The 11,173-nt window shown below is 57.6% G+C and carries 13 protein-coding genes and 1 tRNA gene; 10 read left to right on the top strand and 4 right to left on the bottom strand.

From position 1 onward, the window contains the following. Positions 1-11: 11 nt before the first annotated feature. The 5 genes from K3728_02900 to K3728_02920 all read left to right on the top strand — a co-directional run bounded on the left by K3728_02900 (position 12) and on the right by K3728_02920 (position 1,127). Positions 12-88, top strand: a tRNA-Arg gene (locus K3728_02900). 227 nt (positions 89-315) lie between these two features. Next, positions 316-678, top strand: coding sequence for an IS3 family transposase (locus K3728_02905; protein ID UWQ97421.1), 363 nt, complete (start codon positions 316-318; stop codon positions 676-678). After that, positions 590-832, top strand: coding sequence for a DDE-type integrase/transposase/recombinase (locus K3728_02910; GenBank protein UWQ96211.1), 243 nt, complete (start codon positions 590-592; stop codon positions 830-832). The genes K3728_02905 and K3728_02910 overlap by 89 nt, the downstream gene beginning before the upstream one ends. Positions 833-835: 3 nt before the next feature. Then, entirely contained in the window at positions 836-967 is a 132-nt protein-coding gene (locus K3728_02915; protein UWQ96212.1) for a transposase, read from the top strand. Beyond that, the gene (locus K3728_02920; protein ID UWQ96213.1) at positions 945-1,127 is read left to right on the top strand and encodes a transposase; all 183 of its coding nucleotides are present in this window, start codon (positions 945-947) and stop codon (positions 1,125-1,127) included. Before K3728_02915 ends, K3728_02920 begins: the two co-directional genes overlap by 23 nt. 408 nt (positions 1,128-1,535) lie before the next feature. On the opposite strand, the gene K3728_02925 is transcribed toward K3728_02920, so the two are convergent. From K3728_02925 to K3728_02935, 3 genes are read right to left on the bottom strand one after another with little or no spacing between them, the layout of a single operon-like run. Next, positions 1,536-2,507 carry a substrate-binding domain-containing protein gene (locus tag K3728_02925; GenBank protein ID UWQ96214.1) on the bottom strand — a complete coding sequence of 324 codons (972 nt, stop codon included), beginning with the start codon at positions 2,505-2,507 and terminating at the stop codon, positions 1,536-1,538. 59 nt (positions 2,508-2,566) lie between these two features. Beyond that, positions 2,567-3,604, bottom strand: coding sequence for an ABC transporter permease (locus K3728_02930; GenBank protein UWQ96215.1), 1,038 nt, complete (start codon positions 3,602-3,604; stop codon positions 2,567-2,569). Next, entirely contained in the window at positions 3,601-4,395 is a 795-nt protein-coding gene (locus K3728_02935; protein UWQ96216.1) for an ATP-binding cassette domain-containing protein, read from the bottom strand. The genes K3728_02930 and K3728_02935 overlap by 4 nt, the downstream gene beginning before the upstream one ends. Before the next feature lie 252 nt (positions 4,396-4,647). Between K3728_02935 and K3728_02940 the strand changes: the two genes are divergently transcribed. The 5 genes from K3728_02940 to K3728_02960 all read left to right on the top strand — a co-directional run bounded on the left by K3728_02940 (position 4,648) and on the right by K3728_02960 (position 9,716). Further along, complete coding sequence (locus tag K3728_02940; GenBank protein ID UWQ96217.1) at positions 4,648-5,544, top strand: AraC family transcriptional regulator; 897 nt, start codon at positions 4,648-4,650, stop codon at positions 5,542-5,544. A 124-nt stretch (positions 5,545-5,668) separates the two neighbouring features. After that, on the top strand, positions 5,669-6,739 hold the full coding sequence (locus tag K3728_02945; GenBank protein UWQ97422.1) for an NAD(P)-dependent alcohol dehydrogenase: 1,071 nt from the start codon (positions 5,669-5,671) through the stop codon (positions 6,737-6,739). A gap of 29 nt (positions 6,740-6,768) precedes the next feature. Next, entirely contained in the window at positions 6,769-7,494 is a 726-nt protein-coding gene (locus tag K3728_02950; protein ID UWQ96218.1) for an SDR family oxidoreductase, read from the top strand. A gap of 55 nt (positions 7,495-7,549) precedes the next feature. Next, positions 7,550-9,010, top strand: a complete 1,461-nt coding sequence (gene xylB / locus K3728_02955; GenBank protein ID UWQ96219.1) for a xylulokinase — start codon at positions 7,550-7,552, stop codon at positions 9,008-9,010. Between the two features lie 418 nt (positions 9,011-9,428). Continuing rightward, positions 9,429-9,716: a hypothetical protein gene (locus tag K3728_02960; GenBank protein ID UWQ96220.1), complete on the top strand. Its 288-nt coding sequence runs from the start codon at positions 9,429-9,431 to the stop codon at positions 9,714-9,716. Between the two features lie 562 nt (positions 9,717-10,278). Here K3728_02960 and K3728_02965 read toward each other — a convergent pair. Next, positions 10,279-11,163 carry an HAD hydrolase-like protein gene (locus tag K3728_02965; protein UWQ97423.1) on the bottom strand — a complete coding sequence of 295 codons (885 nt, stop codon included), beginning with the start codon at positions 11,161-11,163 and terminating at the stop codon, positions 10,279-10,281. Between the last annotated feature and the right edge of the window lie 10 nt (positions 11,164-11,173).

Below are 11,173 nucleotides of genomic sequence, written 5' to 3' on the forward strand. Positions count from 1 at the left end.
GACCCCCACGCGGATTGGTAGCTCAGCTGGATAGAGTACTTGACTACGAATCAAGGGGTCGGGGGTTCGAATCCTCCCCAGTCCGCCATTTATCTCATCAAGAGTATTTTTGTGTGACACTAATTTGGTTAGTGGCTGAAAGCGGCCCCACATCAAAGATGATTACCTGCAGAAATTACTGACTTCGCGATCTGTTGATGCTGATTTCGGTGCATCCCGTCGGGATCCGTCGCACTAGCTGTGGTGACGACGCTTTAATCACAAATCTGATGCGCATGATGCCGTCGAATTGTCCTTATTTAGGACAGTCGACTTATATCTACGCATTTCCGATCAGGATTTTCTGATCGTCCTCTTTGGTACCTGTCGCGGCGCGGCGATGATGGTGAACAAAGATACGCCATCAAGCGCAGTTCGCGGGAACGCCGCCGGTTTGGATGTCGTCGTGTCCACATGAAGATCGCGCGGGAAGGTATTATCGTGAACCACAAGATGGTCAGGCGCATCTATGCCGAAGAGAATCTGCAGGTGCGGCGCAGAGGCGATCGCAAGCGTGCGTTGGGCACGAGAAAGCCGATGGTGCTGCCGGATGGTCAAAAAACAACGCTGGAGCTTGGATTTCGTATCCGATGCGCTGACAGACGGGCGTCGCTTCCGTATCTTGGCGGTTGTCGATGACTTCAGCCGCGAGAACTCGGTGCTGGTCGCGGAAACATCACTGTCAGGGCATCGTGTTGTTCGGGAACGGGACCGCAACATTGCTAAGCGCGGCGCCCCGAAGACAATAGTTTCGGACAACGGTATTGAGTGTACCAGCATGGCGATCCTTTGATGGGTGCAGAATGCGGGCATCGATTGGCGCTATATCGCGCCTGGAACTCCTGAGCAAAACGGCATCATCGAAAGCTTCAACTGCAAGCTACGCCCCTCTCATGCATATAAACATGCACTGCCGGGCAGTGGATGAATGCCTTGATGAAACGCTGTTCGGCATATTGGGCGTGGGTCGCAAGACGCTTGAAGAATGGCTGGAGGTCTACAATTGGCGCAGGCCCCATTTAGCCTTAGGCAACCTCACCCCGATGGAATTCTTGCGAAGAAAGATGAAGGACAATATGGCGGCCTAACGCCAAAGATTTAAACTCAAGGACTTCGCGCGAGGCTGGAAGAGACTTGGGGCTCAGGTCAGCCTCGACAAAGCTGACAATCGTTCAGTTTGCAGCAAACGGCCGCTCCCCGCCCTCAGTGCTCGTCGAAGCCAACAGACCTTAGCTGACAGCCGTTTCGAGCGCAGGATGGTGGAAGGGCCGAAGTCGGCAAAACAGTCTGCGCCAGCTCTACGAGAGGGGGAACCCGCCGAGGTTGCTGGCGAACCACAACCTTCTGCTCATGGATACCGGCTTTGTCATAAAGCCGAAACCGGATGCTCAGGCTTGATCGACGACTTCACGTTTCAAAAGTCGAGCTGCGACCAATGAGGTCGCAGCCCAAGATAGCTAGAGACTAATATGACAGCTCCCGCTATTGCCTACGGTTCACCGCCCCATAGCAGGGTTCGAATAGCGGTTTGCGTGGGCAACGATTGCTTCCGCATCACTGTCCGCATCAATCATCACGAAAGGCCCAGACCATACGGGTTCGACAGGCTCGCCGTTCATGTGGGCATGGAAAGCATCGGCTACAGCCACGCCGCTATCGTCGATGGAACGCAATGGCGATGCGCTGAGCCAGCCCTCACTCATGGCCTGGATCTCGTCACCGGTACCGCCGAAGCCAATCGACATCACCTGATCCGACAAGCCCGCCCCGCGCAAGGCTTGCCCGATGCCGAGGCCAACAGCCGTTGATACGCCATAGATGACGTCAAGGTCAGGATGCGCCGCGATTAGGTTCTGTGTGGCCTCAAAGGCCCGCACACGATCGAAGTCTGTGTGTACACCGATCTCGACGTCGATGCCTGGATGTTGAGACACCACATCGACAAAGCCCGCCATGCGCTGATCACTGACCACGCCTGCAACGCCTTGAAGCACGGCAACTTGGCCTTCGCCACCAAGTTGCTCAACCGTCCATTCACCCGCCATGCGACCGCCTTCATAGTGGTCGAAGGCGATGTACTGCATGGCGCGGGAGGCTTCGTCTTCATGAGGTTCAAGGAAGTTATAGACGACAACCGGGATGCCAGCCTCGTTCAGAAGGCGCAGCCCAACTGCGGCGGATTCATACTCGGTCGCGCCCAAAAAGACGTAATCGGCCCCCCGTTGGATCACAGCTTGAATCTGATCCAACTGTCCCGCGTGATCTGATGCGTTCTGCACCGCCAGAAGTGTCACTTCGTGATCTACGCCGAGTTCGTCCAGACGTGCGCTCATGCTCCAGTAAACGCGCTCCCAGGCGTCTGAGATATCGAATGAAGGCGACAGGTAAGCGATCTCGATCGCGTCGTCCTGTGCCACTGCGCTAGGTGCGGTTGTTGCCGCGATGGCTCCGGCCATCGCGCTGGCCATAAGATGTCTTCTAGTTACTTTCATCTTTCTTCCTCCCTTTGGTTTCTGTCTTGCAAATTTCAGCGGTTTTGAGCCCTTTCTGCGGCACGTTTGCTCCGCCATTGGGCGATCCATTCAATCCGGTTTTCACGGATATTGTTCACAGTCACAGCGACGATCACGATGATGCCGACGGCAACAAGCTGGTAGAAGAAATCTACGCCGGCGATAACCAAGGCGTTGTTCAGCATGCTCAGCAAGATCGCCCCTAAGAGTGAGCCGTAGATCATGCCGCGCCCGCCAAAGAGGCTGGTGCCGCCAATAATCACCGCTGCGATCACATGGATCTCCATCGCGGTGCCAAGGGTTGCTTGGGTGCCGTCGATGCGGGCCATCCACAGCAGCCCCCCAAGGGCCACCGCAAAGCCGATGTAGGCATATACCGCCATTTCGATCCGCCACACCTTGATACCCGCCAAACGTGCGGCCTCGCGGTTGCCCCCAACAGAGCGCACATGCATGCCGAATGCGGACAAGTTGAACAGCCAATGGGTCAAGGCGACGAAGGCGGCGGCGATCAGGATTGGCACCGGAATACCCAGCACGTCTCCCTGCCCGAGCCAGACAACTTCTGGTGGCAATCCGAAATAGAGTTGACCGGCCGAATGCAGCAGCGCCAGCCCCCGAAAGGCCACCATCGTACCAAGGGTTGCAATCAGCGCCGGGATTGCCAGGAAGGCAACCATCGCGCCGTTGAGCGCCCCCAGAGCCATGGCCATGACAAACATCAGTATCAGCGCTGGGATATAGTGCATCCCATTATCCATCAGGCTGAACGCCACACAGGTCACGAGCGCCATGAGAGAACCCACGGACAGGTCGATCCCACCTTTGGTGATGACCAGCGTCATTCCCATCGCAACAATCAGATATGTTGACGCCTGTGTCAGGACGTTAAGCAAGTTCGGTATCGACGCGAAACGTGGATTGATGAGTGTGAACAGCACGATCAGCGCCACAAGCACGAAGGTCAGGCCAACGCTTTCCATACGGAACTTTCGGTCGTTCTGACCAAGCTGCTTCAGCTTTGGTCTGACATGGGTGGATGAATCGGTCATGCTTGGCTCCTGTCATCTTGAGCATTGCCAATTGTGATCTTGCGCACGATTTCTTCGCGGGTGACGTCGGCAGTGTTAACGATGTCAATCATCTGGCCGTTCTTCATGACCGCAACGCGATCAGCGATGCGGAAGACGTGCTCCAGATTGTGGCTGATGATCAGAACGGTCAGCCCTTGTTCACGCATCCGCTCAACCAGCGCCAGGACCTTTCCGCCTTCATCGACACCCAGAGCTGCCATCGGTTCGTCCATGATCAGAAGTTGCGGCTCGGCCAGCAAGAGACGGCTGATGGCGATTGTTTGACGTTGCCCACCGGAAAGCTGTTGCACCGGCTCATTGAGCGTTGGGAGACCGATGGCGAAGTTATGTAGCAACTCAACCGTTCGCTTGCGCATCTCTGCTTTGTCGAGGATCGGTAAACCGAAAACACGCTTGCGCAGTTCCCGCCCCAGGAAGACATTTTGCGGCACATTCAGTTCATTCACGAGGCCGAGGCTCTGATGCACCGTCTCAATGCCGATATCAGTGGCATCCAGCGGGCTGGTCAGCGTGACCGGGCGTTTATCAAACGTGATTTTGCCGGCGTCAGGGCGCAAGGCGCCCGATAGGACTTTGATGAGAGTGGACTTTCCGGCACCGTTGTCACCGACCAAGGCCATAATCTCACCACGCCGGATATCGAGGCTCACATCATTAAGAGCCCGCAACCCACCGTATGACTTGTTCAGGTTCCGCGCATCAAGAAGCACTTCCCCCCGCGCCGTCTGCGCGTCGTGATCATCAAACATTTCTTCCTCCCAATCCTGCGTCCAGCGCCTTTGCGGATAAACAGGCAAACACGGGGCCCCTTGCGATCAGGCCCATTTTTTTATGGCCGTCCCACGCCCGCTGATGAAAAAACGCTAATCAGACGCCGAAACTTACGCGCCAAAATTCTTGGCGTTCTTGCAAACTTTCGTGCAAGTGTCTGCTGAATTGGCGCGTTTGAAGATAATCCTTCCCGGTATCAAACCAGCGCCCAAACCAAGAGGGAAACGGCATTGCAACAGCTATACGACCCGGATTTCGAAGTAATTGTTTACGACCCGTCGCAATCATTTCGTTGGGAAGTGCACGGCTATCCGCACCATCTGGCGAAGTGGCATCATCATCCAGAGTATGAACTGCACCTGACCCAGGAAGTCGGCGGGAAGATGATGATCGGGGATCATATCGGCCCCTTTAATCCGGGATGCCTTGTGCTGACCGGACCGAACCTGCCGCACAATTGGGTCAGCGATCTGCGCCCGGGTCAGCGACTGGAACAGCGCGACATGTTGGTCCAATTCGTTCCGGACCTCGTCCGAACCCTGAGGGGCTTTTCAGAGATGGAAGCCGTGGAAGTTTTGCTCAGGGAATCCGCCTATGGGGTCGAGTTTGCCGGGACGACCCGCGACGATGGCGCGGTGCTTCTGGCCCAGATAGGAAAAACCCGCGGAATTCGTCGATTAACGTTGTTTCTCGAATTGCTCCACCGGCTTGCGGCGGTGCCAGCGGAGCGGCGCGTGCTATCACAGTGCGCCCCCGGCATCGGGGCCCATACCACGACGTCACGCAAGCTCGAGACTGTTATGGCGCATATCTCGACCCACTATACAGAGGATCTGCGGCTAGGGGATATGGCCGATCTGGTTCACATGGCCACCAGCACATTCAGTCGCTTCTTCAAACGGCAGACGGGACACACATTTGCACGTTACGTCAATCAGATGCGGGTTCACCATGCCTGCCGCCTGCTGGCCTCCACCGACCTTTCCATTACAGAGATTTGTTTTGAGGCCGGCTTCAACAACACGGCCAACTTCAACCGACAGTTTTTCGTACTCTGCCGCGAGACGCCAAGAGAATACCGCCTGAAACTGCGCGAGACCCCATTAACGACTGAGCCAATGGGCTAAACCCATGGGCGGCGCCCTCTCCTATCCGGCAAGAATGTTTGCCTGATCGCGCGTAAACGTGTGGCAAGCGGCACAGGCAGCATTTTAGGTTTACGTCGATGCCAAATAGGATGCTGCTATGTTGATGACCCCCCGTGAAAACGCCAGCGACGACACAACCGCCCTGGTTCTGGAACGCAAGGGTGAGATCACCTTGCGGGAATTCACTGTAGAAGAATCGCTCGGCCCTCAGGATCTGCGCATTCGCGTCCATACCGTCGGAATCTGCGGATCGGACGTGCACTATTACACCCATGGTGCGATCGGCCCCTTTGTTGTGAAAGAGCCCATGGTCCTCGGCCACGAGGTGTCGGGCGTCGTGACGGAAGTCGGTCCGGATGTGAGTAATTTCAACGTAGGCGATCGGGTTTGTATGGAACCCGGCGTGCCGACTCCGTCAAGCCGCGCGTCTCGGATGGGCTTGTATAACCTGGACCCTGACGTTCAGTTCTGGGCGACGCCGCCTGTGCACGGCGTTTTACGCCGAAGCGTTGTTCATCCTGCTGCATTCACCTTCAAACTGCCCGAAAACGTGTCTTTCGCCGCCGGTGCAATGGTTGAACCGCTCGCAGTTGGTGTGCACGCCGTTGCCAAAGCCGCCGCAGCCCCAGGCCATGTGGCCGTGGTAATCGGTGCCGGGCCGATCGGTTTGCTTAACGTACTGGCCGCTATTGCCGCAGGCGCATCCCAGGTGGTGGTCTCGGACGTGGATGACGATAAGCTAAAGCTGGCGGCTACCTTGGGGCCAGTCATTCCGGTCAACGTACGCAAGGCTACTCTGGAGGCGGCGGTTCTTGAGGCTACAGATGGCTGGGGGGCCGATGTTGTTTATGAATGTTCGGGAAATGCGGCGGCCGCGGCGGGCGTCTTCGACCCGCTCCGGCCGGGCGGAACGGTCGTTTTTGTCGGGATACCTCTGGAACCTATCGCCTACGATGTCGCGGCGGCGCAACTTAAGGAGGCTAGGGTTGAGCATGTGTTCCGCTATGCGCATGTCTTTGACCGCTGCGTCGCCATGATCGCCTCGGGCGCCATCGACGTTGAACCGTTGATCACGCGCACTTTCGATTTCGCCGACTCCGTAGTCGCGTTTGACTATGCTGCACAGGAGCCGACGGGCGAGGTGAAAATTCAGATCAGGATGGACACCATCTAGACCAACAGCTGGGCGACAGGGGGGCGAAAATGAACTTTCAAGACAAATCAGTGATGATTACCGGCGCTGGAAAAGGGATCGGTCGCGATACCGCCCGCTACCTTGCGGCGCGTGGTGCACATATTGTGGCGATCTCTCGGACACGAGAAAGCCTCGATAGCTTGGCGAAAGAGATCGGATGCGATGTCATCGTCGCCGACCTAGCAAACCCCGACGCGGCCCGGACGGCTGCGATCGAGGGGTTGCCCTGCGACTACCTGGTAAATTGCGCGGGCATCAACGTCTTGCAGCCTTTCGTTGATGTCACGGTTGAGGCCTTCGATCTAGTCTATGCCGTCAATACCCGCGCGGCGATGATCGTGGCGCAGGAATTTGCACGGTCCCTCATCGACCGCCAAAAGTCGGGTGCCATCGTCAATGTCTCAAGCATATCCTCGGTGGTCGGGTTCGAGGATCACGCCTCCTATTGCGCGTCAAAGGGGGCAATGGATGGCATGAGCCGGGTCATGGCGAACGAACTGGGCCCCCACGGCATCCGCGTCAATTGCATTAATCCCATCGTAACGATGACTGAACTAGCTGCCGAGGCTTGGAGCGACCCGGTGAAGGCGGGGCCAGTCCTGTCGCGGATGCCGGTGGGGCGCTTCGCGGAGACCCGGGATGTGGCCTCGGTGATTGCATTTCTTCTGAGCGACGAGGCCGCTATGCTGTCTGGCCTGGCCCTGCCAGTGGATGGCGGTTTTCTTGCCAATTAGGACTGCCCGCCCCACGTCGCCTATGTCCTACGAATGAACAGCCACCGGGTATGATATGAGCTATCTTGGAATTGATCTTGGGACATCTGGGCTTCGCGCCCTCCTCATAGACGACGCGGGGCGTCCGGTCGGATCGGCAGAGTGCGCGTATCAAACCAGCCACCCGCAGTCTGGCTGGTCCGAACAAGATCCGGCGGTTTGGATTCAGGCCTTAGAACAAACGGTTGCCACGCTACGGGCCAACCATGATGCCTTCGCGGACTTACGCGGCATTGGCGTTGCCGGTCACATGCATGGGGCGACCCTGCTCGACCGCGCCGACAGGGTGCTGCGCCCGTGTATTTTGTGGAACGACACCCGCAGCAACGTGGAAGCCGCCGCCCTTGACGCAAACCCCGCCTTTCGGGCGCAAACCGGAAACATCGTCTTTCCCGGCTTCACTGCGCCAAAAATCGCATGGGTACGCGCCCACGAACCAGAAATCTTCCAGCAGATCGCCAAGGTGCTGCTACCTACAGCTTACTTGAACCTGTATTTGACTGGCGAACATGTAGCCGACAAATCCGATAGCGCCGGAACCGCGTGGCTGGATATGGGGCTGCGCGATTGGTCCGCCGATCTGTTGACCGCTAGTCATACACGCTCCGATCAGATGCCTCGCCTAGTCGAAGGCAACGCCCCAGCCGGCATGCTGCGTGGTGATCTGGCCCGGTCCTGGGGATTGGGCCACCCTGTTACCGTTGCAGGGGGCGCGGGCGACAATGCCGCTGCGGCCTGCGGCGTTGGCGCGTTGGAAGAAGGCACGGGCTTCGTGTCTCTCGGCACCTCGGGTGTTCTTCTGGCAGTGCGTTCAGATTATTGCCCGGCCCCGGAAACCGCGCTGCACACCTTTTGCCATGCTTTGCCTAAAACTTGGTATCAAATGGGCGTTATGCTTTCGGCAACTGATAGCTTGAACTGGCTGTGTAATTTGCTGCACACCACGCCCGAGGCCTGCACGGAGCGTTTGGGCGACAAGTTGAAGGGCCCCGGTCGTGTCGGGTTTCTTCCTTACTTGTCCGGCGAACGGACTCCCCATAACGACGCCGATATCCGCGGGGCATTTACCGGCTTGGGCCATGACACCGACCTGAATGCGTTGACCCATGCCACGATCGAAGGGGTGTGCTACGGGCTGCGCGACTCTGCCGAAGCGATGCGTGCCACAGGCGCCCAATTCGAACACATGTTCGCCGTCGGTGGCGGAGCGTCCTCTCGGTATTGGCTGCAAATGCTGGCGACGGTTCTGGATATGCCATTGAGCGTCCCACATAGCCATGAGATTGGCGCAGCACTCGGAGCGGCCCGTCTTGGGCAGGCTGCGGCCTCCGACGCCCAACCCGCGTCCATAATGCCCCTGCCCGATACCCTCGAGATCATTGCCCCGGACCAAGCCCTGACAGATACCTACGAAGAGAGCTACCGTCGCTTCCACGCAACTTACCCAGCAATCAAGTCTATCAGCGCCGCCGGATGAATTTGCAGCCGTCGTAGGATCAGGTTGCCGCGAAAGCTCTCAATCTACTTCAACAAACGACCATCCCGTGTCCAAGCCAGGAAGCCTAGCTGCACGACAGCTTTGCCGTCTGATCCGAGTTGCGTGATCGCTAGCACCATGTTCGAGAGCCGTGCGCCGGTGTTTACCCTGATGCGCATGGAGCATGAAGTATGCCTAGCATCTTGCGGTGGAGGGCGAAACGCTTACCGTGCAAATTTGAACTGCGTTTGGTGACGGCTCACGCCTCTATGAAGCCGCGCCATGAATGTGACCGTGGTTTTACAGCCAATCATTCCCCTTGGCTGAGGCTGCTTGCCCTGGTGATCCGGGGGGCATCGGTGCGACGTGCATTCGGGTGGTTGTGACGGAGATCCAAGCGAGCCTGTGGCAGCCGCTTATGTGGGTGCCCATTTGCATCGCGGCAGCACGCATATTTGTGATTGTGGTGTTGATCCGCCGACTGACAATGCGCGTCCCGACAATTTCGCCGGAAGGCATCAAGATGCATCGCCCCTTCGCGCCGCATCACTTCATCACGGCTGGCGGGATGAAGGCAGGGGTCTTTACCGAGCGACGAATTTCGGGTGGCGCGGCCAGCGCAACAGGCAGCCACGCACGTTCGGTGATGTGCGGCGTGAATTATTTGGGTCTTACCGATGGATCGACCAGGGGCCGCCTTGGTTGACCCCAAGGCGACCCGAGCGTGAGCCTTGTTATTCAGATCTTGGGGCGTTTGCTGAATGTCCCAGTTGTTCGGTTGCAGGGCGATCAGGCCAAGAAGATGCGCCGGGTGCTGTTGAAACCGTTGAAGGCGTAAGGGGTATGCGCCAGAAAGGCGTCTACGGCAATCTTGGAACATCTCATTGGTGTAGCATTGCACCATAACCCGATAGAAAATAACGTATGTCACCACGAAGCTCTTGCCCGGATTGCGCGGGGTGGTGGCGCTTTCAGGCGGCCGTATCCCGAAGAGCGGACGTCCGCTATCCCCCATAGCGAAGAAGGTAGTTTCCGGCCCTTTGCCACCATTCGGTTTCTTGCTCGATTATTTACGCACAATCTCAAAGCCGCCACCCGTTCAGCGACATAGAACCGATGAAATCCTAATCGACAGGGACCCCGCCGCTGGTGTCTATTCTTAATTTTGTAGGCAGCGAAGGGCGCCGTTTTCGAGAACGGGAACTTTGCGTTACGTGATCTTGCAAGGGCCATTTGAAGTCTTGCGAAACGGCCCAATGCACCGAGACCTAGATGCGACAAAGGCACCAATCGGCAAATAGGCCCGCACGCTCGACGAAGGGCTGTGTTTCATGGCCCGAGAATAGTCCGTCTTGCGTAACCAAAACCGTGCGCCAGCCCCGCGCTGCGGCACCCAGGATATCCGTGTGAAGCGTGTCACCACACATCGCGATCCGGTTCAATGGGGTCGTCGGGAGTGAGGCCTCGATCAGATCATAGACTTCGGGAAATGGTTTGCCGAAGAAGCGCACATGGTCAGGGAAGGTGTCAGCGACGAGATGGCCAAAGAACCCCGGCTCCATCGATAACCCGTTGTCGCGAGGTGCGGCGAGATCGGCATTTGCGATCAACAGCGGGCGCGGATTGCGCTGCATGGCATCGTGCAACAGGTCTTGCTTTGCGGCTGTCCAATCCGCCGCCGAGAGGAACAGAAACTTTTCCGCGCTATCATAATCGGCGGCATTGGACGCTAAGCGTGTCACGTTGTGTGGCACATCGCCAAGCTGATCTTCATCGGCGGCGATCACGCCCCAATGTCCGAGATCCATCGCGCTAAGCGCGGCCTGCCGGCTGGTGATGATCTCGTCATCCTTGATCCGTAATCCGAGACGTTTGAATTTGGCGATGGCGCCGCAGCGGTCGTAACTGGCGGCGTTGGTCAGAATACGAATGGCGCAGCCCCGGGCGCGGAGCTGGTCAAGGCGCACATCCGCGCCCGGGATCAGGGTTTTGCCGACATTCAGCACGCCAAAGGCATCGAAGACGAAGGCGTCGACTTGGTCTGCAATATCCAACAGCGAGGTGATGTCGACGGTGTCCGGTTGGGTCGTGACCTGAGGAAGCCGTGGGCGGACCTCTTCGTAGCGGTCGAAAATCTGTTGGGTGGTCAGCAGACCCTCTAGC

The organism is Rhodobacteraceae bacterium M385, assembly GCA_025141835.1.
Taxonomy (GTDB): Bacteria; Pseudomonadota; Alphaproteobacteria; order Rhodobacterales; family Rhodobacteraceae; genus Gymnodinialimonas.

What these genes read in the sequence shown, in the direction of transcription:
- K3728_02920 (UWQ96213.1), top strand. Translation starts at nt 945, where the DNA reads ATGCACTGCCGGGCAGTGGATGAATGCCTTGATGAAACGCTGTTCGGC.
- K3728_02935 (UWQ96216.1), bottom strand. Translation starts at nt 4,395, where the DNA reads ATGTTTGATGATCACGACGCGCAGACGGCGCGGGGGGAAGTGCTTCTT.
- K3728_02960 (UWQ96220.1), top strand. Translation starts at nt 9,429, where the DNA reads ATGTGGGTGCCCATTTGCATCGCGGCAGCACGCATATTTGTGATTGTG.
- K3728_02930 (UWQ96215.1), bottom strand. Translation starts at nt 3,604, where the DNA reads ATGACCGATTCATCCACCCATGTCAGACCAAAGCTGAAGCAGCTTGGT.
- xylB (UWQ96219.1), top strand. Translation starts at nt 7,550, where the DNA reads ATGAGCTATCTTGGAATTGATCTTGGGACATCTGGGCTTCGCGCCCTC.
- K3728_02925 (UWQ96214.1), bottom strand. Translation starts at nt 2,507, where the DNA reads ATGGCCAGCGCGATGGCCGGAGCCATCGCGGCAACAACCGCACCTAGC.
- K3728_02950 (UWQ96218.1), top strand. Translation starts at nt 6,769, where the DNA reads ATGAACTTTCAAGACAAATCAGTGATGATTACCGGCGCTGGAAAAGGG.
- K3728_02910 (UWQ96211.1), top strand. Translation starts at nt 590, where the DNA reads ATGGTCAAAAAACAACGCTGGAGCTTGGATTTCGTATCCGATGCGCTG.
- K3728_02945 (UWQ97422.1), top strand. Translation starts at nt 5,669, where the DNA reads ATGACCCCCCGTGAAAACGCCAGCGACGACACAACCGCCCTGGTTCTG.